The organism is Natribacillus halophilus (assembly GCF_900100185.1).
Taxonomy (GTDB): domain Bacteria; phylum Bacillota; class Bacilli; order Bacillales; family Marinococcaceae; genus Natribacillus; species Natribacillus halophilus.
Window position 1 is genome coordinate 123,054 of the sequence record NZ_FNEN01000004.1, and the last position, 23,654, is coordinate 146,707.

Annotated in this window: 24 protein-coding genes and 1 other annotated feature; of the genes, 22 read left to right on the forward strand and 2 right to left on the reverse strand. The window is 51.2% G+C overall.

Annotated elements, in window-relative coordinates; translation table 11 throughout:
• Positions 1–78: 78 nt before the first annotated feature.
• The 22 genes from BLS58_RS06780 (at position 79) to pyrE (ending at position 21,559) form a co-directional block, all read left to right on the forward strand.
• Positions 79–1,008 carry a sigma-E processing peptidase SpoIIGA gene (locus tag BLS58_RS06780; RefSeq protein ID WP_176764651.1) on the forward strand — a complete coding sequence of 310 codons (930 nt, stop codon included), beginning with the start codon at positions 79–81 and terminating at the stop codon, positions 1,006–1,008.
• A gap of 36 nt (positions 1,009–1,044) precedes the next feature.
• A complete protein-coding gene (gene sigE, locus BLS58_RS06785; RefSeq protein ID WP_425433675.1) occupies positions 1,045–1,755 on the forward strand; it encodes an RNA polymerase sporulation sigma factor SigE in 711 nt (236 codons plus the stop codon).
• A 159-nt stretch (positions 1,756–1,914) separates the two neighbouring features.
• Positions 1,915–2,697 carry an RNA polymerase sporulation sigma factor SigG gene (sigG, locus tag BLS58_RS06790; protein ID WP_090397311.1) on the forward strand — a complete coding sequence of 261 codons (783 nt, stop codon included), beginning with the start codon at positions 1,915–1,917 and terminating at the stop codon, positions 2,695–2,697.
• Between the two features lie 136 nt (positions 2,698–2,833).
• Positions 2,834–3,091, forward strand: coding sequence for a YlmC/YmxH family sporulation protein (locus BLS58_RS06795; RefSeq protein WP_090397313.1), 258 nt, complete (start codon positions 2,834–2,836; stop codon positions 3,089–3,091).
• Positions 3,092–3,155: 64 nt separating this feature from the next.
• Entirely contained in the window at positions 3,156–3,971 is an 816-nt protein-coding gene (pgeF, locus tag BLS58_RS06800) for a peptidoglycan editing factor PgeF (RefSeq protein ID WP_090397314.1), read from the forward strand.
• Between the two features lie 5 nt (positions 3,972–3,976).
• Positions 3,977–4,669 carry a YggS family pyridoxal phosphate-dependent enzyme gene (locus BLS58_RS06805; protein WP_245723080.1) on the forward strand — a complete coding sequence of 231 codons (693 nt, stop codon included), beginning with the start codon at positions 3,977–3,979 and terminating at the stop codon, positions 4,667–4,669.
• Between the two features lie 22 nt (positions 4,670–4,691).
• Entirely contained in the window at positions 4,692–5,102 is a 411-nt protein-coding gene (locus tag BLS58_RS06810) for a cell division protein SepF (protein WP_090397318.1), read from the forward strand.
• A 38-nt stretch (positions 5,103–5,140) separates the two neighbouring features.
• Entirely contained in the window at positions 5,141–5,395 is a 255-nt protein-coding gene (locus tag BLS58_RS06815; protein ID WP_090397320.1) for a YggT family protein, read from the forward strand.
• A gap of 16 nt (positions 5,396–5,411) precedes the next feature.
• Positions 5,412–6,188: a YlmH family RNA-binding protein gene (locus BLS58_RS06820; RefSeq protein ID WP_090397322.1), complete on the forward strand. Its 777-nt coding sequence runs from the start codon at positions 5,412–5,414 to the stop codon at positions 6,186–6,188.
• A 27-nt stretch (positions 6,189–6,215) separates the two neighbouring features.
• The gene (locus BLS58_RS06825; protein ID WP_090397324.1) at positions 6,216–6,743 is read left to right on the forward strand and encodes a DivIVA domain-containing protein; all 528 of its coding nucleotides are present in this window, start codon (positions 6,216–6,218) and stop codon (positions 6,741–6,743) included.
• A 57-nt stretch (positions 6,744–6,800) separates the two neighbouring features.
• Positions 6,801–7,015 (forward strand) — a binding site (T-box leader).
• A gap of 40 nt (positions 7,016–7,055) precedes the next feature.
• Positions 7,056–9,818, forward strand: a complete 2,763-nt coding sequence (ileS, locus tag BLS58_RS06830; RefSeq protein WP_090397326.1) for an isoleucine--tRNA ligase — start codon at positions 7,056–7,058, stop codon at positions 9,816–9,818.
• Between the two features lie 78 nt (positions 9,819–9,896).
• The gene (locus BLS58_RS06835) at positions 9,897–10,547 is read left to right on the forward strand and encodes a TraR/DksA C4-type zinc finger protein (RefSeq protein WP_090397328.1); all 651 of its coding nucleotides are present in this window, start codon (positions 9,897–9,899) and stop codon (positions 10,545–10,547) included.
• Positions 10,534–11,085, forward strand: coding sequence for a signal peptidase II (lspA, locus tag BLS58_RS06840; protein ID WP_090397330.1), 552 nt, complete (start codon positions 10,534–10,536; stop codon positions 11,083–11,085). Before BLS58_RS06835 ends, lspA begins: the two co-directional genes overlap by 14 nt.
• A complete protein-coding gene (locus BLS58_RS06845; protein ID WP_090397332.1) occupies positions 11,075–11,986 on the forward strand; it encodes an RluA family pseudouridine synthase in 912 nt (303 codons plus the stop codon). Before lspA ends, BLS58_RS06845 begins: the two co-directional genes overlap by 11 nt.
• 355 nt (positions 11,987–12,341) lie before the next feature.
• Entirely contained in the window at positions 12,342–12,881 is a 540-nt protein-coding gene (gene pyrR / locus BLS58_RS06850) for a bifunctional pyr operon transcriptional regulator/uracil phosphoribosyltransferase PyrR (RefSeq protein WP_090397334.1), read from the forward strand.
• 162 nt (positions 12,882–13,043) lie between these two features.
• Complete coding sequence (locus BLS58_RS06855; RefSeq protein WP_090397336.1) at positions 13,044–14,378, forward strand: uracil-xanthine permease family protein; 1,335 nt, start codon at positions 13,044–13,046, stop codon at positions 14,376–14,378.
• A gap of 1 nt (position 14,379) precedes the next feature.
• Entirely contained in the window at positions 14,380–15,306 is a 927-nt protein-coding gene (locus BLS58_RS06860) for an aspartate carbamoyltransferase catalytic subunit (protein ID WP_090397338.1), read from the forward strand.
• A complete protein-coding gene (carB, locus tag BLS58_RS06865) occupies positions 15,307–18,501 on the forward strand; it encodes a carbamoyl-phosphate synthase large subunit (RefSeq protein WP_090397340.1) in 3,195 nt (1,064 codons plus the stop codon).
• Complete coding sequence (locus BLS58_RS06870) at positions 18,495–19,277, forward strand: dihydroorotate dehydrogenase electron transfer subunit (protein ID WP_090397341.1); 783 nt, start codon at positions 18,495–18,497, stop codon at positions 19,275–19,277. The genes carB and BLS58_RS06870 overlap by 7 nt, the downstream gene beginning before the upstream one ends.
• Positions 19,274–20,200, forward strand: coding sequence for a dihydroorotate dehydrogenase (locus BLS58_RS06875; RefSeq protein WP_281240997.1), 927 nt, complete (start codon positions 19,274–19,276; stop codon positions 20,198–20,200). Before BLS58_RS06870 ends, BLS58_RS06875 begins: the two co-directional genes overlap by 4 nt.
• Positions 20,197–20,913, forward strand: coding sequence for an orotidine-5'-phosphate decarboxylase (gene pyrF, locus BLS58_RS06880; protein ID WP_090397342.1), 717 nt, complete (start codon positions 20,197–20,199; stop codon positions 20,911–20,913). The genes BLS58_RS06875 and pyrF overlap by 4 nt, the downstream gene beginning before the upstream one ends.
• On the forward strand, positions 20,906–21,559 hold the full coding sequence (pyrE, locus tag BLS58_RS06885) for an orotate phosphoribosyltransferase (protein ID WP_090397344.1): 654 nt from the start codon (positions 20,906–20,908) through the stop codon (positions 21,557–21,559). Before pyrF ends, pyrE begins: the two co-directional genes overlap by 8 nt.
• Before the next feature lie 131 nt (positions 21,560–21,690).
• Here pyrE and BLS58_RS06890 read toward each other — a convergent pair whose 3' ends face one another.
• Both BLS58_RS06890 and BLS58_RS06895 read right to left on the reverse strand, forming a co-directional pair.
• On the reverse strand, positions 21,691–22,038 hold the full coding sequence (locus BLS58_RS06890; RefSeq protein WP_090397346.1) for a hypothetical protein: 348 nt from the start codon (positions 22,036–22,038) through the stop codon (positions 21,691–21,693).
• A gap of 248 nt (positions 22,039–22,286) precedes the next feature.
• Positions 22,287–23,435, reverse strand: a complete 1,149-nt coding sequence (locus BLS58_RS06895; protein ID WP_090397348.1) for a cation:dicarboxylate symporter family transporter — start codon at positions 23,433–23,435, stop codon at positions 22,287–22,289.
• Positions 23,436–23,654: the final 219 nt, after the last annotated feature.

Genomic DNA, 23,654 nt, shown 5'->3' on the forward strand with positions numbered 1-23,654 from the left:
CATACTTCGAATGCCATCACAATTATACTGGTAGAAAGAGCGAATGGATGATTGAGCAAAGGGGGGAGTCAGAGTGTTTTGACGTTATACATAGATATCATCTATTTATTAAACACGATCGTGACCGCCTGCTTGCTTTATATGACGGCAAAATGGATTGGCTATGAGATAAAAAAAGGGCGCCTGTTCATCGCTGCCGCCTGCTCAAGTCTGCCATTGTTTATGTGGTTAACCCCGTACGGGGACTGGTTGCTGCATCCGTTAATCCAGGGCTTTATTTGTTTGGGCACGATTCTGTTGGCCTTCGGATTTCAAACGTTTACGCGTTTTGGCAAAACCGTTGTGTTGTTTTATTTTATATCCTGGCTCTCCGGTGGTGCGGTCATGGCCATGGCCATGTTCTGGCAAACGTCTGAACTTTTGGACGTGTGGCAATCCTCGTCGCGCTGGGTTCTCTTTGATGATATGCACGGATTGCTCGTCCTATCCACGTTACCCGTGATCATCGTGTTTGCGGAATTAAGCAAACGAATCATTAAGCTGGAAAAGAAAACTTTCACCCAGTTTGCCGATGTAGTAATCAAAATGGATGAAAAGAGTGAGAAAGTACAGGCGACAGCACTGATCGATACCGGCAATCAATTGCGTGATCCGATTTCGCAGGCGTCTGTTTTACTCGCTGAAGTCCGTTTATTTAAGCCCCTCCTGTCAAACGAGGAATGGACGGCGATGAGCGAATGGCTGAATTCTCACGGCAGCCGAGGTGCTATGAAATGGGAAGAACGAATGAAACTGATTCCGTATCGAAGTGTCGGCCGCGAACATGGCTTTATTTTTGCCGTTCAGGCTTCTGAAGTGGTTATTAGGCAACAGGGACGACAACAGCGTCACAAAAATGTATTGATCGGCTTTGAAAACCGCGGGCTATCGGCAGAAGGGCGCTTTCAATGTATTGCGCCGCCTGACTTGCTTCCGAGCAGTCAAGACACGGAAGCGTCGGTCTCATAATGATGAAGAAAGGGGATTAATGTTTTGTGGAAAAGAATAAAATTTAAATGGCTGAAGCGGTGGTATAAATTCCTCGCCTTTTTAGGCATAAAATCAGAGGGGATTTACTATATCGGCGGGAGCGAAGCATTGCCTCCGCCGCTCTCGAAAGAAGAAGAAGCGAAGTTGCTCGCGCAATTGCCCGACGGGGACCCGGAGGTCCGCAGCATCCTGATCGAACGCAATCTTCGCCTCGTCGTCTATATCGCCCGGAAATTCGAGAACACGGGAATCAATATCGAAGATTTAATCAGCATCGGGACGATTGGACTGATCAAGGGGGTGAATACGTTTAATCCGGAAAAAAAGATTAAGCTCGCCACCTACGCGTCCCGGTGTATTGAAAATGAAATTTTGATGTATTTGCGCAGAAACAATAAAACCCGTTATGAAATCTCTTTTGATGAACCGCTGAATGTCGATTGGGATGGCAATGAATTGTTGCTCTCGGATGTGATGGGCACGAGTGAAGATATTACCACACGGGGCATGGAAGATAAAGTGGACAAATCGCTGCTGCGGCGGGCATTAAAAACGCTGAATCCCCGGGAAAAGCAAATCATGGAACTCCGTTTCGGGCTCGCCGGCCAAAAGGAGAAAACGCAAAAAGACGTGGCCGATATGCTCGGGATTTCCCAATCGTATATTTCCCGTCTGGAGAAACGGATTATCCGCCGCTTGAAAAAAGAATTTAATAAAATGGTGTAAAAGAAAAAAGGCTTATAACAGGGTTTTTTTCCATATCAGCTCCCTTCCACACCCAAAAACGGAGGTACGGCTACGCATATTTTTTCTGTGCACGGACATACTGAGCGTGTAAGCAGGAGGAATTGTGGTTCTTTCGTAAGCCACCGTGGGAGGGAAGACATGACACGCAACAAAGTAGAGATCTGCGGTGTGGATACATCGAAACTGCCCGTCTTAAAAAATGAGGAGATGCGCGTTTTATTCGAACGTTTGCAGTCCGGTGACGAGATGGCGAGAGAAACTTTGGTGAATGGCAATTTGCGACTGGTGCTTAGTGTTATTCAAAGGTTCAACAATCGAGGCGAGTTTGTTGATGATTTGTTTCAGGTTGGCTGTATCGGTTTGATGAAGAGCATCGACAATTTCGATCTCAGCCATAACGTGAAGTTTTCTACTTATGCTGTACCCATGATTATTGGTGAAATCCGCCGTTACTTACGTGACAACAATCCGATCAGGGTATCCCGATCTCTCCGTGATACGGCTTACAAAGCCTTGCAAGTGCGTGACCGTCTCATGTCGGAGAAGAACCGGGCGACCGAACCTACGGTACAAGAGATAGCAAAGGAATTGGAGATTCCGAAAGAAGATATCGTTTTTGCCCTGGACGCGATCCAGGATCCGGTGTCACTGTTTGAACCGATTTATAACGATGGTGGTGACCCCATCTATGTCATGGATCAGGTGAGCGATGACAAGGTGAGCGATAAAAGCTGGATAGAACATATCGCCCTTGAAGAAGCGATGGTACGCTTAAACGAGCGGGAAAAAAAGATTCTGGACATGCGCTTTTATCAGGGAAAAACACAAATGGAAGTGGCCGAGGAGATCGGCATCTCCCAGGCACAAGTCTCCCGCCTCGAAAAAGCGGCGGTCCAACAAATGAATAAACATACGCAATAACTCCGGGCCTCCCGGAGTTTTTTAATAGGGGCGCACGTTTATCTGCGAAATTGTCATCCGGGACAGAGATAAACGGTTGTCTTGAAACATATAAATGTGAGAAGAGAAGGATCAGGTTATTAGGGAGGCGCCTAACATGCTGAAAATCACCGATCTGCAATCGAAAGAAGTGGTGAACGTTCAGACCGGAAAAAGACTGGGTTCTTTGGGGGATGTGGACATAAACTTGACGACCGGGGCTATCGATTACCTGATTATCACGGGGGCCGGGCGTTTGTTGGGGATGTTCGGACGTGATGATGAGGTGATTATTCCCTGGCAGCAAATCGCCAAAATCGGAACGGATGTCATTCTCGTGTATGTATACGGGACGGAAGAGAGTTTTCATCAATAACTATCGAATATGAAGTAAAGTGTGCTAAAATAAAAGTAACACACGAACCAGAGGCAGGCCTTTTATGAAAAACGAACCTTTTGCCCTTTGTGAGCAACGAACACATCTAAAGCTGCAGACGCAAGAACATGTGCAGGCGGGATTTACAACCCGGCTCGGGGGTGAATCCGCCCCTCCTTATAACGAAGCCAACTATGGGCTTCACGTCGGCGACGATGAAGAAAAGGTGCTGGCTAACCGGGAGCGCCTTGCCGACAGGCTCAATCTCCCGCTCACGCGCACGGTTTTTGCCGAGCAAGTCCACGGCAATGCGGTTACGAAAGTCGCTGAAAACGATGGCGGCCGGGGTGCTCATTCGCTTCATACCGTGATCCCCGGCACGGATGGGCTCTATACGAGCACGAAAAATCTATACTTGCTGACGCTCTTTGCCGATTGTGTTCCTCTATACTTTTTCGATCGCCGGCAAACGCTCGTTGGCATTGCCCACGCAGGCTGGCAAGGGACCGCGGCCAATATCGGAGCGGAAATGGTTCGGCGCTGGGTGGAAGTTGAATATGTGTCGGCTGAAGACATCGAAGTGATCATCGGCCCCTCCATCGGTCCGGAGACTTATGAAGTGGATGAGAAGGTGGTTTCAGCGCTCGATAAGGTTTTACCTTCCGGCAAAAAGCCGTGGAAGCAAACAGTTACTGACCGTTATACTGTCGATTTAAAAGAGGCGAACGCTCTCTTGCTTGAACGAGCGGGCATCAGGCGTGAGAGCATGGCCATAAGTAACGCATGCACGTATACGAATCAGGAACTTTTTTTCTCACACCGGCGCGCAGGTGGAAAAACGGGTCGTATGCTGGGGTATATAGGGTTGAACAGGGAGTGACAACGGTGGACGTAAAGGCAAATTACGAAGAAGTGCTGGATAAAGTGGCCGCCGCGTGCACACGTTCGGGGCGTAACCCCGAAGACGTCACCGTTGTGGTCGTCACGAAATATGTATCCCCCGAACGTGTAGAGAAAGCGATTGCGGCCGGGGTCGAACATTTCGGAGAGAGCCGGAGCGAAGGCTTGGCGGCTAAGCTAACAGCCGTCGAAACCCCTGTCCATTGGCATTTTATCGGGCGGCTGCAGAGCCGGAAAGTTAAAGAAGTCGTTCATGAGTGTGACGTTATTCATTCTCTGGACCGTCTGTCGCTGGCCAGGGAAATCAATAAACGCTATAAGCGGGAAAAGCCAATCCCCTGCATGGTGCAGGTGAACGTCTCCGGTGAGGAAACGAAAGCAGGCGTGACGCCTGCTGAATTGGAATCATTCGTACGTTCACTTTCCTCCTGCGAGCATATTCAAGTCGCGGGACTCATGACGATGGCCCCGCATGTGGAAGATCCGGAAGATGTACGACCTTATTTTAAACAGTTGCACTCCCTGCGCGCTCACATTCAGAACTTGCATTTGCCCCACGCCCCCTGTCATCATCTTTCCATGGGCATGTCCAATGATTATGAACAGGCGGTCGAGGAAGGGGCCACTTTCATCCGGTTAGGGACAAGCATCGTCGGCAGTGAAGTCAGTCATGGATAGAGAGGGGTGAAGGGAGAGGACGATGGGCTTAAAATCTCGATTCAAACGTTTTTTTGATTTTGAAGATGAGTATTACGACGAAGATGTGGACGTGTCGGCTAATGAGAGTGGGCGTGATCAGCAAGGGAAAAATGTGGTCAGCTTGCAAAGCGTCCAACAGTCTGCGAAGATGGTTTTAATCGAACCGCGTACGTATGATGAGGCCCAGGAGGTCGCGGATCATCTGAAAAATCGTCGCTCGGTGATTATTAACATGCAACGCATTCCCAGCGACCAGGCCAAAAGAATCGTCGATTTCCTGAGCGGGACGGTGTACGCGATAGCCGGGGATATCCAGAAGATCGGTACGAGCACGTTTTTATGCACGCCGGATAATGTCGATGTGAGCGGCGCGATTTCCGAATTCCTCCACTACGAACAGGCCGAGTGGTAGACATTCGGGTGAATTGAAGAAAAAGAGGTGAGAGGCGTATGCACATGATTGGTCAAATGTTAATGATGGGACTTAATTTATACTCGTTTGCCGTTTTAATTTATGTACTTTCCAGCTGGATTCCGAATTTACGGGAGTCGAACTTCGGGCAAATGCTCGGAACGATCGTTGAACCATATTTAGAGCCTTTCCGTAAGATTATTCCTTCCATTGGAATGATTGATATTTCCCCGATTGTGGCCATCATCGCTCTGCAATTTGCGAGCACCGGCGTCGCCGCAATTTTCTTCTAAAAGGGCCGGGAGCAAAATGGATATATATCAACACTTTCGAAAAGAAGAAATTCCGTTTATCCAGCAGGTGGAAGACTGGAAAACAAACGTGGGCACGATGTATGAGGCAAAATTAAGCAACTTTTTGGATCCGCGGGAACGAGACATTGTCGCCGCCGTTGTCGGCCAGGATGACACGGTTAACGTTGCTTTTTTTGGAGGAGTGGCCGCAGCCGAAAGACAACGGGCCCTTCTCTACCCCTTTTATGAACATGCCGAAGAGGACCGCTTTCAGGTTGAATTGTTCGAAGTCGATTACGACCGTAAATTCGCAAACATCCAACACCGCGATTTGCTCGGTGCGCTCACCTCGCTGGGCGTCAAACGGGAGCTTTTCGGTGACATCACGGTGACGAACGAGGTTCTGCAATTTTTCGTCGCCGAAGAAATCGGAGACTTCGTTCGCCTGAACCTGACAAAAACCGGAAACATGCCTCTGGCATTGCGCTCACAGCCTCTGGCAAAGGCGGTGCGTACAGAAGAACATTGGCAGGAAGACGCCGGATTTGTCTCTTCGTTGCGTCTCGATGTTGTCATCGCCGCGATATATCATCTCCCTCGTGCAAAAGTAAAACCGTACATAGAGAGGGAACGGGTGAAACTGAACTGGAAGGTCGTTGATCAGCCGGGCACGCTGGTAACAGAAGGCGATGTCATTTCTGTTCGCGGCAAGGGGAGAAGTAAACTGATAGCGGTCGAGGAGCGTTCGCGTAAAGGGCGACTGCGGATTGTTTATGGTCGGAAAAGATTATAGTAAAATTACTCGCGGAGGTGTAAAACATTGTCATTAACCCCGGTGGATATTCATAACAAACAATTTACAAAAGCGTTTCGCGGCTATGATGAAGATGAAGTGAACGAATTTCTCGATCAGGTCATTAAGGACTTCGAGAACGCGATTCGGGAGAAAAATGAACTGTCTGAGAAGGTCAACGATTTGGAGGAGAGGTTGAACCATTTTTCGAACATAGAAGAGACGTTGAACAAGTCCATCTACGTGGCCCAGGAATCGGCCGAAGACGTCAAACGCAGCGCGCAAAAAGAATCACAACTCATCATTCGCGAATCGGAAAAGAACGCCGATCGCATCGTCAACGACGCGCTCGCGAAATCCCGAAAGATCGCCATGGAAATCGAAGAGCTCAAAAAACAGGCTTCTGTGTACAGAATGCGCTTTAAAATGTTGATCGAGTCGCAAATGGAAATGCTTAATGATGAACAGTGGGACAATCTGGCCGATTCCCTTGAAGAGATGGAAGAGACCCCTCCATCTGCCTATCATGAATCGGAACAGACATCGGAGACGTGAAAGACGCGTTCACTTGACGGCAGAGAAAATCTGCCATATAATTTCTGCAAAAGTAAACAGAATGTGACGACAGGGACAGTAGTCAAGAGAACGGCTGCCAAGCGAATCGGGGATGGTGAGAGCCCGATCAGTCGCCTTGATGAAGATCACCCTCGAGCACCGGATTGAAATAACCAGAGTAAATACCGGCGGCCATCAAACGTTAATTGATCCGAGCGGCGTGCATCGTTGGCGCCAACAGGGTGGTACCGCGGGTGAACCTCGTCCCTAATTAGGGATGGGGTTTTTTAATGTTATAAAGGAGGAGCACGCATGAATTACAAGAAAACATTGCTCATGCCGAAAACGAATTTTCCCATGCGAGGGAAACTACCTACCCAGGAGCCGAAACGGCAGGAAGACTGGGAAGACAAACATCTATATGAACAGCTTACCGAAAAAAATGCGAATCGGCCCCTGTTCGTCTTGCATGACGGACCGATTTATGCGAACGGGGATATTCATGTCGGCCACGCCCTCAATCGGATTTTAAAGGATATCATCGTTCGCCACCGTTCCATGGATGGCTTTAATGCCCCGTATATCCCCGGATGGGACGCCCATGGCTTGCCGATTGAAACGGCTTTGACGAAGACGAAAAAAATCGATCGCAAAAAGATGACAGTGGCGGAGTTTCGCCAGGCGTGTGAAGATTATGCCTGGGACCAGCTCGAGAATCAGCGTGAACAGTTTAAACGTCTCGGCATGATCGGGGATTGGGAAAATCCCTACGTGACCTTGACGCCCGAGTTCGAAGCGAATCAAATTCGCGTCTTCGGTGAAATGGCGAAGCAGGGCCATGTCTATCAGGGGAAACGACCGGTGTATTGGTCGCCATCGTCCGAATCTGCCCTTGCCGAAGCGGAAATTGAATACCATGACAAGCGTTCTCCTTCCATTTATGTCGCTTTCACGGTGACGGATGGAAAAGGCGTACTGGAAGCGGGCGACAACATCATAATCTGGACGACGACGCCCTGGACGATTCCGGGTAATTTAGGGATCTCTGTACACCCCGAGTCTGACTATAGTGTTTTCCGGTATGAAGGCAAACGGTATGTCGTCGCCAGCAAACTGTATGAAACAGTCACCGAAGAACTCGGCTGGCAAGAAACTGAAGTCCTTACAATCGTCAAAGGGGAAAAGCTTGAATATGTCGTGACGAGGCATCCTTTTTATGAACGCGATTCGCTCGTCATGACCGGAGAGCATGTGACGCTCGATGCCGGAACCGGGGCCGTCCATACCGCGCCCGGTCACGGGGAAGAAGACTTTTTCATCGGGGGAGAATACGGCCTTGAGGCACTTTCACCCGTTGACGATAAAGGGGTTTTTACCGAGGAAGCGCCCGGTTTCGAAGGTGTCTTTTATGATAAGGCGAATAAAATGATTACGGAAACGCTTGAGGAAAACGACGCCCTTTTGAAACTTGAATTTATGACCCACTCATACCCCCATGATTGGCGGACGAAAAAACCGGTCATTTACCGGGCCACGAAACAATGGTTTATCTCCATCGACAATATGAGGGAAGATTTGCTTGAAGCGGTTGGGCGCGTGAACTGGCAGCCGAAATGGGGAGAAACGAGGCTGTATAACATGATTCGCGACCGCGGGGACTGGTGTATTTCCAGACAGCGCTCATGGGGCGTGCCGATCCCGGTCTTTTATGCCGAAGACGGCACGGCGATCGTTGAAGACGAAACGGTCGATCACGTTGCCCAGTTGTTTAGAAAACACGGATCCAACATCTGGTTCGACTGGGAGACGAAGGATTTACTGCCGGATGGCTTTACGTCAAGCCATAGTCCCGGCGGCACATTCACGCGGGAGATGGATATCATGGATGTCTGGTTTGATTCCGGGTCCACCCATGAAGGCGTCCTGGCTGAACGGGAAGACGCCCGGCGGCCGGCGGATCTTTATCTGGAAGGGTCTGACCAATACCGGGGCTGGTTTAATTCATCCCTGATTACCGGCGTTGCGGTGACAGGCGATGCGCCGTATAAAAAAATCCTGAGCCATGGCTTTACGATGGACGGGGAAGGCCAGAAAATGTCGAAATCCCTCGGAAATGTCATCGACCCTCTCGATGTCATGAAGCAAATGGGTGCCGATATTTTACGGTTGTGGGCTGGATCGGTGGATTTTCAGGCCGATGTGCGCCTATCTGATGATATTTTGAAGCAGGTTTCGGAAAACTACCGGAAAGTGCGCAATACCCTGCGGTTTCTGCTCGGCAATCTGGCTGATTTTGATCCTGCGACCGATCGCGTTCCCGTTCACGAACTGCAGGACATGGACCTGTATATGCTTGAGTGCTTAAACGATGTTATTGAACGGGCCCAGGAAGGCTATCGCGAGTACGTATTCAGCCACGCGTATTCAGCCATTCACCATTTTTGCGCCGTCGAATTGAGTGCTTTTTATATGGATGTGGCCAAAGACTTGTTGTATTGCGATCATGTTGATGACCCGCGGCGTCGTTCATTGCAAACGGTCATGTACGACATGCTCGTGGCGATGACGAAGCTGATCGCACCGATCACGCCGCATACGGCTGAAGAAACGTGGGAGTATATTGCGGGGGCCGACACCGAGTTTGTACAACTTGCCGATATGCCTGAACCCGCGGTCATCGAAAACCGTGAAGAGCTTAAACAGCGCTGGGAAACCTTGCTTGCCGTGCGCAACGATGTGCTTAAGGCTTTGGAAACGGCCCGGGAGGAAAAAGTGATCGGAAAATCACTGGAAGCGAAAGTGACCATCGCCGTCACCGAACCCGTTTATCATTTGCTTCTTGAGCTCGAGCAACCGGAGAAGTTATTTATCGTCTCCCAGGTAGAGGTGCAAAAAAGCGAAACGGTTCCCGAAGGGCATAGCGCTATCGTGGACGTTGAGACGGCGACGGGTGAGACATGTGCGCGCTGTTGGCATGTGAAAGAGGACGTTGGCGTTGATGCGGAACACCCGGAATTGTGCGGGCGCTGTTTAGCGGTTGTCGCGACATATGATCTCGCCGATCTGGAAGCTTAACCAGTCATCGCTGCGGGTAAACCCTCTCTTTTCATCAGAAGCTAAGAAGGCGGGATGAAGGGAGAGGGAGTGTAAGCGATGACCGATAAAGAGGCAGCGATCCAATGGCTTTATGAACGAAGGTCGGAACTGGAAAATCAGGTGGCGATTAAAAATCAGGACAGCCGGGACAATGAATTGTCCGTGTATGACAATCACCCGGCAGACTCGGCCGATATTTTCTATGAAGCGAGCAAGGATAAAGCTTTACGAAACCACCGGAACCACGAGTACGCGGAGGTTATGCACGCCCTTGATAAGGTGAGGCAGGGCACGTACGGTGTTTGTGAAGCAACAGGCGAACAGATTTCCGCTGAACGTCTCCGCGCACATCCTGCCGCCCGCACGCAGAGTCAAAACAGAGGCGCTGACGGCGGCCCTCATTTTTTCGTGGATCCTCCTTCGAATGAAGCGAGTCCATCGGCAAACCATGAAATGTACGTGAATGGGGATGGCGCCCTCGATGGCACGGATATGTGGGAGGCGCTCATGAATACGACAGAAGATGATGGCTATCGGGAAACGGCAACGACTGATTTTTGGGTTGAGCAGGCACCTGGTTATACGGAGGATATGGAGCGATTTCTGTCGACAGGCATAGAGGGCTTCACCGGGAATGACCATGTGGGCTTTTCCCGTAATGAGGATTATTACGCGCTTATGGATGAAGAGGAGAATGGGCGGTTATGAGCCGCCTTTTCTTTTCGCTGATTGTATCTCATTAAAAGGAGCGAACAATGTGATTGCCATTTATTATCTTCTGGCCATTGTGATCATTGGTCTCGATCAATTCACGAAATGGCTGGTAGCGGCTTATATGGAGATTGGAGAATCGATCCCGGTGATCGATGGTGTTTTACATATCACCTCGCATCGCAACGAGGGTGCGGCGTTTGGCATCCTGCAGGGCCAGATGTGGTTGTTTTTTATCGTGACGATTGTCGTCGTCATCGGTGTCGTCTATTTTATGCAGAAAATGGGGAGACAAAGCGTGTGGATCGGCATGCCGCTTGGCATATTGCTCGGCGGAACGATCGGAAACTTTATCGATCGCCTGTTTCACGGGGAAGTCATTGATTTTATCGATGTTTATATCGGGACGTATAGCTTTCCCATTTTTAATGTTGCCGATTCTGCCCTCACCGTTGGGATCATCCTGCTGATTGGAAAGATGTTTCTCGATGAGCGCCGGGAGAAAAAGAAGAAGGAGAAAGCCGATGAATCCTAGCACATTCACCGTTATGGAAGGAGAGGACAACGAAAGGATCGATCAGCGATTGGCCAGGGATATGGACGTCTCGCGAACGGCGATTCAGCAATGGATCACGAGCGGTGATGTCCAAGTGAACGGTAAAGAAATAAAAAGCAACTATAAATGTCGAACCGGTGATATCATTGAGGTCGTCCCGCCGCCGGAAGCCTCTCCTTTAACGGCACAACCTGAGGCGATCCCCCTTGATATACGCTATGAAGATGACGACGTACTCGTCGTGAACAAGGAACGGGGTATGGTCGTTCACCCTGCTGCCGGTCATGCTTCAGGTACGCTTGTCAACGCCCTCCTTCATCATACGGATGCCTTGTCGGATGTGAACGGGGCATTACGGCCGGGCATCGTACACCGCCTTGACAAGGATACGAGCGGGCTCATCGTCGTGGCTAAAACGAACGATGCTCACGAACACCTCGCGAAACAGTTGCAGACACGATCCTTAACCCGGTTATATATAGCGCTTGTGCATGGAAATGTAAGTCACGATGAAGGCACCATCGAAGCCCCGATCGGGAGGGACCAGCAACAGCGCCAAAAAATGGCGGTTACCAACGTTAACGCCAAGGAGGCCGTCACCCACTTTTCGGTTTTGGAGCGATTTAGCGAGCATACGCTCGTCCGCTGCCGTCTTGAAACAGGTCGTACCCATCAGATACGTGTCCATATGACCTACATCGGGCACTCCCTCGTGGCTGATCCGAAATATGGACGTTCGCGTTCGTCGCCGCTTGCAGGTCAGGCCCTCCACGCAGAGACGCTCGCATTCATCCATCCCCGCCAGCAGGAAAAACGGACGCTAACGGCATCTCTGCCCGCTGACATGCAAGCGTTGCTAGATAACTTGCGGTCGGGCTAAAGTGTTTTTCGTCCCTCACGTCGCATCTATCCCTGCTTCAAAGGTACGACAAAGCGCTTCCTTTCCCTTAAAAGCGTCCGTTCCTAATTCTGGGCTCGATAAAATTCGTCAATCCCCGTTGACATCCTCATTCTTTTCTGTAATAATAAATACAATTAAATAACTGACCTTTAACACAGTCCCGTGAGGCTGAGAAGGTATCCGGAGCGCTCGAACGCCAGAGCACTCGTATGTCTGTAAGACTGGAAACCCCTCTTGTCCCGCGCGGATAAGTGGGGTTTTTCATGTTCGCAGGTAAGAAAGTATAAACCACTTTCTTATCCTGCATAAGCGCAACTAAATTGGAGGTGGGCAAATGGAAAAAGAACAAACACTGTTGGATGAAGACGCGATCCGACGAGCCCTTACGCGCATCTCACACGAGATGATTGAAAAGAACAAGGGGATGGAGCAATGCATTTTGCTCGGCATTCGTACGCGGGGATATCCGTTGGCGAAACGGTTGGCGGACAATCTCAAACACATTGAAGACATCGACTTGCCCGTGGGCAGCGTCGACATCACCCTTTATCGCGACGACCTGGAAAAAAAACAAGCGGATCCCGAGATTCATGAGCTGGATTTACCCGTTTCGATTGAAGGACGGAAAATTATCCTCGTCGATGATGTCCTCTATACAGGCCGTACGGTGCGCGCGGCGATGGATGCCTTGATGGACAAAGGCCGACCGAGCCAAATCCAGCTCGCCGTGCTCATCGATCGGGGTCACCGGGAGCTGCCGATCCGCCCGGACTATATAGGGAAGAATGTCCCAACCTCGCGCTCGGAAGTGATTCGCGTCCTGTTTGCGAACAGCGACAACGTCGATAAAGTAAGTATCATCCAAACAGAATAGAGACGTCCTCTTTAAAACAGTCCCGTGAGGCTGATAAGAGGAATCCGGCATGGACATCTGCTATGCATATGTGCTGCAGAAAAAAGGCGTGCCGGCCTCCTCTTTGTCACGGGCAAAGAGGTTTTTTATGGGCTAGACATCCAAAGAAGGAGGCATTGATTCGTGGCAAAAACAAACGCAGTCCTCGACGTACATGAAAGACCCGCCTGGAGTAAATGGCTCGTGCTCAGTCTACAGCATTTATTCGCCATGTTCGGTGCGACGATTCTCGTACCGATCCTGACAGGCTTAAGCCCCTCGATTGCATTGATCGCAAGCGGCTTAGGGACGCTATCTTATTTAATCGTGACGCGCGGGCAGATTCCGGCCTATATCGGTTCTTCTTTCGCTTTTATTTTCCCGTTAATCGCCGCGATGTCCTTTGGTGGGCCCGCTGCCGTGATGCTCGGAACGTTTACGGCCGGTGTCGTTTACGGTTTGACGGCCGTTTTGCTCAAGCTCTTTGGCGTTGGCTGGCTCATGCGCCTGTTGCCGCCGATTGTCGTCGGCCCCGTCATTATGGTTATCGGGCTGGGACTCGCGTCCACGGCCATCGATATGGCGATGAATTTCAATGAAGACCTTGGCGAATACGTGGACAGTGCCAGGCATTTCAGTGTCGCTCTCGCCACGCTCGCGATCACGATCATAACATCCATTTTTTTCAAGGGTTTTCTCAGTGTCATCCCGATTCTGATCGGGCTGATAGGTGGATACATCATTGCGTTTATGGCAGGGATTGTTGATTTTTCCCCCGTCGTTGCGGCACCGTGGTTTCACATTCCCGATTTCGCCATTCCGTTTGTGACCGTCTCACCGATGTGGTCAATGACCGTCATCATTATTATGGCTCCCATTGCCCTCGTAACGATGGCCGAGCATATAGGTGATCAAATGGTGTTAAGTAAAGTCGTGGGGAGAAACTTTCTGCGTCGACCGGGCTTGCACCGTTCGTTGCTCGGCGATGGCGTGGCCTCGGTTATGGCTGCGCTTGTCGGTGGTCCCCCCAATACAACCTATGGTGAAAATATCGGCGTGCTCGCGATCACGAGAGTCTACAGTGTGTTCGTCATTGGCGGCGCGGCTGTTCTCGCGATCTTATTCGGGTTTTCCGGGAAGATCGAAGCCTTGATCGCCAGCATCCCGGACGCTGTCATGGGCGGGGTATCGATTCTACTTTTTGGCATTATCGCCTCTGCCGGTTTACGCCTCATGATTGAAAATGAGCTTGATATGGGTGATAAACGCAATCTCGTCATCGCGGCAACGATTCTGGTGATCGGGATAGGCGGGGCTTTCATAGAAATCACCGAATTTCTGGAAATTCCCGCGATGGCCCTCGCTACGATTATCGGAATGATTTTACACGCCGTATTGCCCAACAAACCGGTGGCTTATGGAAATGGCCAGTTGTTCGCGAGTCTGGACGATGAAAAAACGACAACGGAGGTGGAGTAAGATGAATCATTTTACAACGGTTGAGCACTTGTCCGCGTCAACGATTCATGCATTGCTGCAAGAAGCGACGCTGTTTAAGGAAGGGAAAACGTGGATGTCTAGTGGTGCCCCCCTGATTGCCAATCTTTTTTATGAGCCCAGTACGCGCACGAAACTTTCTTTCGAAGTGGCGCAAAGACGTCTCGGCTTCCAGCTGCTCGATGTCGACGCCGAGACCTCCAGCATTCAAAAAGGGGAATCGTTATACGACACAGTGAGAACGTTGCAGGCGCTCGGCGCGTCCGCTGTCGTCGTCAGACATTCCGACCAACGCTTTTATGAACAACTGAAGGATATTTCGATCCCGGTGATTAATGCCGGTGATGGCCATGGAGAACACCCATCGCAATGCCTTTTGGATGTCATGACGATTAAGGAAGAGTTCAAGTCGTTGGCCGATGTTAACGTGGCCGTGATAGGGGATGTCTATCATAGCCGCGTCGCCCGCTCCAACGTGCAGGTGCTTAAGCGCCTGGGCGCGAACGTGATGCTGGCAGGGCCCGACGATTGGGTGAATGCTCCGGAACTTGGCTGCGAGCGGGTATCTATGGAGAGGGCGGTAACGACGGCCGATGTCGTCATGCTCCTGCGCGTCCAGCACGAGCGTCACACAAAAGATGGCAGAAAAGATGCCGCTGACTACCATGAACAATACGGATTAACGCTGGAAAGGGAAAAAAGAATGAAGCCGGGAGCGATCATTATGCACCCCGGCCCCTTCAACCGCGGGGTTGAGATTGCTTCTGAACTCGTGGAAGCCCCACGCTCGCGGATTTTTAAACAAATGGAAAACGGGGTCTACGCCCGGATGGCGATTTTAAAATATGTATGTGCGCCGGCGGCTGAATTTATGGCGCACTCTCGCGAACCCATAAAGGAGATGATTTAAATGCCAAGACGTAACGATATCGAGAAAGTGCTTGTCCTCGGCTCCGGACCGATTATTATCGGCCAGGCGGCAGAGTTCGATTATTCCGGCACCCAGGCGTGTCAGGCCTTAAAAGAAGAAGGGTATGAAACGGTGCTCATCAATTCAAACCCGGCGACGATCATGACCGATACCAATATGGCGGACACCGTCTATATTGAACCGCTCACGTTTGAATTTGTGAGCCGTATCATCCGCCAGGAACGTCCGGACGGTCTGATTGCCACCATGGGCGGGCAGACGGGGTTGAATTTGGCGATGGAATTGTATGGCGAAGGCGTGTTGGAACAATTCGGCGTCGAACTGCTCGGCACGGATTTGGACGCGATACGCGAAGCAGAAGATCGTGACGCCTTCCGCTCATTAATGTATAAACTCGGCCAACCCGTTCCCGCGAGCGACATCGTTCATTCGCTGGAGGAAGGCGAGGCATTTTTGGAAAAAATCGGTTTGCCCGTGATCGTCCGGCCCGCTTATACGCTTGGCGGCACCGGCGGCGGCCTCGTCGATACGTGGGAGCAATTCCGCGACATCCTGGAAACCGGGCTGGCGAATAGCCCCGTGCATCAGTGTCTCGTGGAAAAAAGCATCGCCGGCATGAAAGAAATGGAGTATGAAGTGATCCGCGATGCCAATGACGACGTGATGATCGTCTGTGACATGGAAAATATCGATCCCGTCGGCATCCATACCGGCGACTCGATCGTAGTTGCGCCGAGCCAAACGTTAAGGGAGCGTGATCAGAAACGGCTCCGGGACGCATCCCTGACGATCGTTCGCGCCCTCGGCATCGAAGGCGGCTGTAACGTTCAGTTTGCCCAGGCCCCTGATAGCGATGATTACTATGTCATCGAAGTGAATCCGCGCGTAAGCCGATCGTCGGCACTTGCGTCCAAGGCGACCGGCTACCCGATCGCGAAAGTGGCGGCAAAAATCGCGGTCGGCTATCATTTGCAAGAGTTAAAAGCCAATGTGGAACCGAGCCTCGATTACATCGTTACGAAAATCCCGCGCTGGCCGTTTGATAAGTTCGCGTCCGCCCATCGCAAACTGGGGACACAAATGAAAGCGACCGGTGAAGTCATGGCCATCGGCCGTACGTTCGGAGAATCGCTCTTAAAAGGCATACGTTCCCTTGATACGAAAGAAAATCACTTGCTCGTCGACGATTATCAGGCCAGCAGTGCTGAAACATTGGAAGAGAGATGGAAAAAGGCTGATGATGAACGGCTGTACGCCGTCACGGAAGGGTTTCGCCGCGGATATAGCGTTGAGGCTATCCACGCTGCAACCGCCATCGACCGTTTCTTCCTTGAGCATATGGAAACGCTCGTGCGTTTCCATGAAAAACTCGCGGACGATCCCTGGAGTGAAGCGCTACTGGAAGAGGCAAAAAAGAACGGATTTTCCGATCAACAAATCGCGAAACTTTGGGATACAACCGAAGCACGGGTTCGTAACTTCAAAACAGAAAACGGAATCGTTCCCGGGTTTAAAATGGTCGACACATTTTCGGATGATCGCGAACCGCAAACGCCGTATTTTTACAGCACGTATGAAGAAGAAAACGAATCCGCGAAAAGCGACAAACCGTCCGTGCTTGTGCTCGGCTCCGGTCCGATCCGCATCGGGCAGGGGATCGAATTCGATTATGCCACTGTTCATACGGTGTGGGCGATTCAGGAAGCCGGTTATGAATCGATCATCATGAACAACAATCCGGAGACCGTCTCCACCGATTTCAGCGTTTCCGATAAATTATACTTCGAGCCGCTCACGGTGGAAGAAGTCCTTAACGTGGTGAATCTGGAACAACCGGAAGGCGTTGTCGTGCAATTCGGGGGCCAGACGGCTATTAACCTTGCCGAGGAACTCGCTAAAGCGGGTGTGCCGATTCTCGGCACGTCGCTGGAGGATATGGATCGCGCCGAGGATCGGGATAAGTTCGAGCAGGCGTTAAAACAACTGGATGTGCCGATGCCGCCGGGAAAAACGGCAACGTCTGAGAATGAGGCCGTGGAAGCCGCCGATGAGCTCGGCTATCCGGTGCTCGTCCGTCCTTCCTATGTCCTGGGCGGGCGCGCGATGGAAATCGTCGATAATCGAGAAGAACTCAAGCATTATATGGCAGAGGCCGTTCATGTGCATTCGGAACATCCGGTGTTGATCGACCGTTATTTTTACGGAAAAGAGATTGAAGTCGATGCCATTTCCGACGGTGAAAACGTCTTTATTCCGGGCATGATGGAGCATATCGAACGGGCAGGCGTCCATTCCGGCGATTCCATCGCCGTTTATCCTCCCCGTTCCCTTTCGGACAAAGTAAAACAGAAAGTGATTGCACAGACCGAGCAGCTTGCGAAAGGATTAAACATCGTAGGGCTTTTGAATATCCAGTTTGTCCTGTATGAAGATGACGTGTATGTCATTGAAGTCAACCCGCGGGCAAGCCGAACCGTGCCTTTTCTGAGCAAAATGACGGGCGTGCCGATGGCGCAAATCGCGACGCGCGTGATCCTCGGTGAAACATTGCCACGCCTGGGCTATCGCGATCTGTATCACCCGGAACCCGACCGGGTAGCGGTGAAAGCGCCGGTCTTTTCCTTTACGAAACTGCGTCGCGTTGATATCCATCTCGGACCGGAAATGAAATCAACCGGCGAGGTGCTCGGGCGTGATCTGACGCTGGAAAAAGCCTTGTACAAAGGGCTTGTAGCTTCCGGGATGAACATCCCGCGTCAGGGTCAGGTCCTGTTTACCATCGCCGATAAGGACAAGGGAGAAGCCGTGAAGCTGGCGTCCCGTTATGAGCGACTCGGCTTTCAAATTATGGCCACGAAAGGGACGGCCGCCTTTTTACAGGAACGAGGTATTCGCGTGCAAGAAGTGCGCAAAATCGGCGAAGGGTCCCCGGATATTGCCGAACTCATTCGTGAAGGGGGCGCACAGCTCGTCATCAACACGTTAACGAAAGGGAAACAACCCGCCCGCGATGGCTTTCGCATTCGCCGGGAAGCGGTGGAACATGAAATCGTCTGTTTAACGTCGATGGATACCGCCTTTGCGCTCCTGCACGTACTGGAGATGATGTCGTTCGCCACCGAACCGGTACCCGCGCTGCAAGGCGTGAACCCGGAGGAGAAGGTGACATTATGAAAAATGAAAAGATGCTGATCGTCGATAATAGGCTGATTGCCGCCGGGACGTATGAAATGACGTTAGCGGGGACGTTGGTGAGTGAGATCAGTCGGCCGGGTGCTTTTTTGCACGTAGCCGTTCCGGGGGAGGACCTCGTGTTACGGCGGCCAATCAGTATCGCTTCTGTCGATCATGAAGGGGGCAGCTGTACGCTAATTTTTAAAGACGTGGGTGCAGGAACCGAGCGTCTTGCCCGTTGTCATCCGGGAGATCGTGTAGATGTACTCGGCCCCCTTGGTCAGCAGGGATTTCCTGTAGATGAGCCTTATGCGGCCGATGACGTGCTTCTCATCGGCGGCGGGGTAGGGGTGCCACCGCTCTATTACGCCGCGTGTGAATTGGCAGGCCGGGGTGTTTCGGTATCTGTCATCCTCGGGTTTCAGACGACATCGGCCATCTTTTATGAAGAGCAGTTTCGCGAGCTCCCCGGGTGTGATGTGCGTATCATGACTGATGATGGCAGTTATGGCCAGAAAGGCACGGTCATTGAAGCGTTCGAAGAACGCGGGAAACGACCGGATTGGCTGTTTTCCTGTGGGCCGCGCGGGATGTTGCGTGCGGTGGAAAAGGCGGGCATGCATCCGCATACGAAAGGATATGTATCTCTCGAAGAGCGCATGGGTTGTGGCGTCGGCGTCTGTCTTGCCTGTGTCTGCGAAACCGAAGACCGTTCGTCTTATCGAAAAATTTGTCGGGACGGTCCCGTATTTCCCTTTAAGGAGGTGCTGTTATGATGAGAGATCCGCGTCTGGAAGTGACATTGCCCGGGTTGCCGATGAAAAATCCGCTCATGCCCGCTTCCGGCTGTTTTGCCTTTGGCCGTGAATATGCCGAGCTGTATGACTTGAACGAGTTGGGCGCCATCGCTATAAAGGGGACGACCGGCACTGCCCGGCTTGGCAATCCGACACCGCGCGTCGCGGAAACGCCTTCGGGAATGCTGAACGCGATCGGATTGCAAAACCCGGGGGCCAAAGGGGTGCGCGATGAAGAGCTTCCATTTTTGGAGACTTATGACGTGCCTGTGCTCGCCAATGTCTCCGGGTCCAGGCCCGAGGAGTATGTAGATGTTGTGAAAACGTTGACGGACGCGCCAAATGTGGGCGCTTTTGAGTTGAACATTTCTTGTCCGAACGTCAAGGAAGGCGGCATTCATTTCGGCACGGACCCGGCGGCTGCTGCTGAGCTTACGAAAGAAGTAAAACGCGTGAGCACCAAACCGGTGTACGTAAAATTATCCCCCAATGTCACGGATGTTACGGCGATCGCTCGTGCGGTTGAAGGGGCGGGGGCTGATGGCCTGTCCTTGATCAACACCCTTCTCGGTACGCGTATCGACTGGGAAACGAGAAAACCCGTGCTCGCCAATGAAAAGGGCGGACTTTCCGGCCCGGCCATCAAACCGATCGCTTTACGGATGATTTATGATGTGCGCCAGGTGACAGATCTTCCGATTATCGGCATGGGCGGCATTCAATCCACCGAAGATGTGATTGAATTTATGCTGGCAGGCGTGGATGCCGTCGCGGTCGGCACAGCCAATTTTTCAAACCCGTTCGCCTGTCCGAATATCATCCGTGAGCTTCCGGCTTGGCTGGAGCGCTTGGGTGTCGAGCATATCAGGCATTTGCGGGGTCAAGGAGAAGCTGCGGTATGAGGCCACTTTTTATCGCACTGGATATGGCAACAAAAAAAGAAGCATTGACGTTCCTCGATGGCTTTCACGACGAGCGGCCGGCCGTGAAAGTGGGGATGGAATTGTTTTACGCGTCAGGACCGGTGATCGTTGAAGAGCTTAAGGCACGGGGGCATACCGTTTTTCTCGACCTGAAATGTCATGACATACCGAAAACTGTCGAACGGACGATGCAAACGCTGGCAAACCTGGGTGTTGACCTCGTCACGCTCCACGCCTCCGGCGGGAAAGCGATGATGGAAGCAGCTAAAGAAGGGTTGGAAACAGGCGCCCCGCCGGGAACAACGGCTCCCCGATGTGTCGCTGTCACAGCCCTCACCAGTCTTTCGGAAAAGCAAATGCAGACAGAACTGTTAATAGAACGGCGGCTCGAAGATACGGTTCTCCATTTTACGGACATGGCTGTGCGATCGGGTTTGGACGGTGTCGTCTGTTCGGTTAACGAAGTCCAACGGATAAGGGGAGCATTTGGGGAAGGCGTTTATACTGTCACGCCGGGCATACAGCTGGCTGAAACCAATTCGGACGATCAAAAACGGGCGGCAACTCCGGTTGAGGCACGGCAAGCAGGAAGTAACGCCATCGTCGTCGGCCGCGCGATTACAACGAGCCCCGAGCCGCTGAAAACTTATGACACGATTTTCAAAGAATGGACGGGATACAGTTATGGATAAAAAAACGGCAATCGCCAGCGAGTTATTAACGATAGGCGCTGTGTCTCTGCAACCGAACGACCCGTTCACTTGGTCCTCGGGACTGAAAGCGCCCATCTATTGTGATAACCGCTTAACGTTATCATCCCCCTCTTTCCGTACAAAATTGGCCGAAGCTTTTACTAGCAAAATTCTTCGTCGCTTCCCGGAAACAGAAGTAGTCGCGGGCACGGCAACCGCAGGTATACCGCACGCAGCACTGGTGGCTGACCGCTTGGAGTTGCCGATGGTGTACGTACGCGGTAAGGCAAAAGGACATGGGAAACAGAATCTCATCGAAGGCGACGTTCGTGGTGGGCAAAAAGTCGTCGTGATTGAAGACTTGGTATCTACCGGCAACAGCGCCATCGAAGCGACCAAAGCCCTTGAAGCGGCCGGCGCCGACGTTTTAGGCATCGTCGCGATTTTCTCCTACGGACTTGTGATCGGTGGACGCAATCTTGCTGAGGCGAATGTGCACCTGGAAACACTTACGGATTTCGATGCCCTCATTACGGCGTCCATTCATAACGGCGTGATCGCCGAAGAGGACCTGGAAGGGATCCGGACCTGGCAGCAGGACCCGGAAGCGTGGGGTAGCCGTAAATTTGGCGAAGTGCCAGAATAAGAGTGAAAAGCGCCAGAATACGAAAGAAAAGCGCCAGAATATGTCCAAAAAGCGCCAGAATATCACGGCAAAGTGCCAGATTATCTTCTCGCCTGTCCCTCATAGATGGCAGGCGAAAGCTTAGCTGGCTTTTATTTTATTTGATTCTTCATCACTTCCGAGATCGTGTGCAATGCCTCGGATGTCTTACGGTGGGTTTCTTCGATCTTCGATAGACGTACGCTCGTATCGATCTGGGTGGATTCGAGGTTCCCGATGCGACGGGTGTGTTCCTTTTGGTTCATCTCTATGTTTTCCATCCGCTGATCCATGCTATCAAACCGCTGATCGATCTGCTCGAACCGTTCATCGATCTGCTCAAACCGTTGATCAATCTGCTCGAATCGTTCATCAATCTTACTAAACTGCTCTAACATCAGTTTTCTGGTATCGGTCATTAATTGAAAGAGCTGCTTAAAATCATGATCGTTCGTCGCCATTTTGGCTCACCACCTTTCCTTTCTATCATTTTACCATACTTTCAACGAAAAGCGATTGGGCGCGAACGGTTTCCGGGAACACATCTCCTGTTTGAGGGTCCATACCATCGGCTAAAGAAAACTTGGCTTATCGCCAAGCCTGGCGAAAGCCTTAGTTGCACTTATGCAGGTTAAGAAGTGGTTTATACTTTCTTACCTGCTAAAAAACGAAGGTCTCCCCAAAGACCTTCGCTTTCCATCCGTATCTTTTATTCACTTTTCCTGATAAAACGATTGACCGTGAGGGCGATCGCCCCGTCTCCGGTCACGTTACAGCCGGTCCCGAGGCTGTCCTGGGCCATGTACAGGGCGATCATTAAGCCGACAGCCGCTTCACCGAAACCGAGCATCGACGTCAATAGTCCGGATGCTGCGATAATCGCGCCGCCTGGCACCCCGGGAGCGGCGATCATGATAACGCCAAGGCCGAGAATAAACGGAAAGATGAGTCCAAATGTTGGTGATGCCAGCTCTCCGAGCATCATCATGACGGTCATGGACGCCATCGTAATCGTGATCGTACTGCCGGCAAGGTGAATATTCGCCCCTAGCGGCACGATCGCATCCGCCATGGCAGGGTTGACATTGTTTTTCTTCGTCTGTTCGGTTGTGACCGGAATCGTCGCAGTGCTGGACACCGTACCGATGCCTGTAAAATAAGCAGGTAACATCGTTTTGATCAGGCTGAACGGATTTCGCCCCGTGAGTCCGCCCGCGATCGAGAAAGCGCCGATCAGGTAGATCCAATGGGTCGCTAATGCCAGTAAAAGCACGAGGCCAAAAGAGGCCAGCGTTTCCCAAACGGTTCCCTCGGCGGATAATTCAGCGAAAATACTCGCGATATAAAACGGCAAAACCGGAATAACGACGACCCAGAGCAATTTTTCAATGATCGTTTTGCCTTCATCAAAAATAGATTTTAACGTTTGCGCATTCGTTTTCGCAATACCGATACCGAAAATAAAAGAAGTGATGAGCGCTGTGATGATGGGCAGTGCGGGTTCGATTTCCAGTTCAAACAGGGCGGAAAGTCCATTTTCATCTTGAATCATAGGCGCGGATTCATCGATGAATATCGGAAGGATGAGGGTCGCGATGATAAAAGCCATGATGCCCGCGACAACCGTCGACCCGTAAGCAATGCCACCGGTTAAACCGAGCAATTTGCCGGAATCTTTTCCCATGCTGCTCACGCCGCTCGTGATAAAAAAGATAATGATAAACGGAACGATGTATTCAAGAAATTGTCCGAAGATCAACTGGAACGTCATAATATATTCCATGATCGCTTCATTGACGAGCAAGCCAATGATGATCCCCGCGATAATGCCTACTACGAGTTTTAAAATAAGCTTCATGTAGCGACCTCCCATGCATTTTCCAAAGATTTAAAACATTGCCGGTGAGCTTTTTATATGTATCGCCTCCTGAATTGGAATGTTCAGGTAAATTATACAACGAACAGGAGGGTTAGGGAAGAAAAAAAGTCACACATCGGCCTTGAATATGAGCAAAGACATGAAGAGTGGTCGAAGTGCCGATATAAAAAAACCGCCCGCGTCCTCTCACGCTGGGCG

What these genes read in the sequence shown, in the direction of transcription:
- pyrR (WP_090397334.1), top strand. Translation starts at nt 12,342, where the DNA reads ATGGAAAAAGAACAAACACTGTTGGATGAAGACGCGATCCGACGAGCC.
- BLS58_RS06820 (WP_090397322.1), top strand. Translation starts at nt 5,412, where the DNA reads ATGGATATATATCAACACTTTCGAAAAGAAGAAATTCCGTTTATCCAG.
- carB (WP_090397340.1), top strand. Translation starts at nt 15,307, where the DNA reads ATGCCAAGACGTAACGATATCGAGAAAGTGCTTGTCCTCGGCTCCGGA.
- BLS58_RS06890 (WP_090397346.1), bottom strand. Translation starts at nt 22,038, where the DNA reads ATGGCGACGAACGATCATGATTTTAAGCAGCTCTTTCAATTAATGACC.
- BLS58_RS06795 (WP_090397313.1), top strand. Translation starts at nt 2,834, where the DNA reads ATGCTGAAAATCACCGATCTGCAATCGAAAGAAGTGGTGAACGTTCAG.
- BLS58_RS06860 (WP_090397338.1), top strand. Translation starts at nt 14,380, where the DNA reads ATGAATCATTTTACAACGGTTGAGCACTTGTCCGCGTCAACGATTCAT.
- pyrE (WP_090397344.1), top strand. Translation starts at nt 20,906, where the DNA reads ATGGATAAAAAAACGGCAATCGCCAGCGAGTTATTAACGATAGGCGCT.
- ileS (WP_090397326.1), top strand. Translation starts at nt 7,056, where the DNA reads ATGAATTACAAGAAAACATTGCTCATGCCGAAAACGAATTTTCCCATG.
- pyrF (WP_090397342.1), top strand. Translation starts at nt 20,197, where the DNA reads ATGAGGCCACTTTTTATCGCACTGGATATGGCAACAAAAAAAGAAGCA.
- BLS58_RS06875 (WP_281240997.1), top strand. Translation starts at nt 19,274, where the DNA reads ATGATGAGAGATCCGCGTCTGGAAGTGACATTGCCCGGGTTGCCGATG.
- BLS58_RS06815 (WP_090397320.1), top strand. Translation starts at nt 5,141, where the DNA reads ATGCACATGATTGGTCAAATGTTAATGATGGGACTTAATTTATACTCG.
- sigG (WP_090397311.1), top strand. Translation starts at nt 1,915, where the DNA reads ATGACACGCAACAAAGTAGAGATCTGCGGTGTGGATACATCGAAACTG.
- BLS58_RS06835 (WP_090397328.1), top strand. Translation starts at nt 9,897, where the DNA reads ATGACCGATAAAGAGGCAGCGATCCAATGGCTTTATGAACGAAGGTCG.
- pgeF (WP_090397314.1), top strand. Translation starts at nt 3,156, where the DNA reads ATGAAAAACGAACCTTTTGCCCTTTGTGAGCAACGAACACATCTAAAG.
- lspA (WP_090397330.1), top strand. Translation starts at nt 10,534, where the DNA reads ATGGGCGGTTATGAGCCGCCTTTTCTTTTCGCTGATTGTATCTCATTA.
- BLS58_RS06810 (WP_090397318.1), top strand. Translation starts at nt 4,692, where the DNA reads ATGGGCTTAAAATCTCGATTCAAACGTTTTTTTGATTTTGAAGATGAG.
- BLS58_RS06845 (WP_090397332.1), top strand. Translation starts at nt 11,075, where the DNA reads ATGAATCCTAGCACATTCACCGTTATGGAAGGAGAGGACAACGAAAGG.
- BLS58_RS06895 (WP_090397348.1), bottom strand. Translation starts at nt 23,435, where the DNA reads ATGAAGCTTATTTTAAAACTCGTAGTAGGCATTATCGCGGGGATCATC.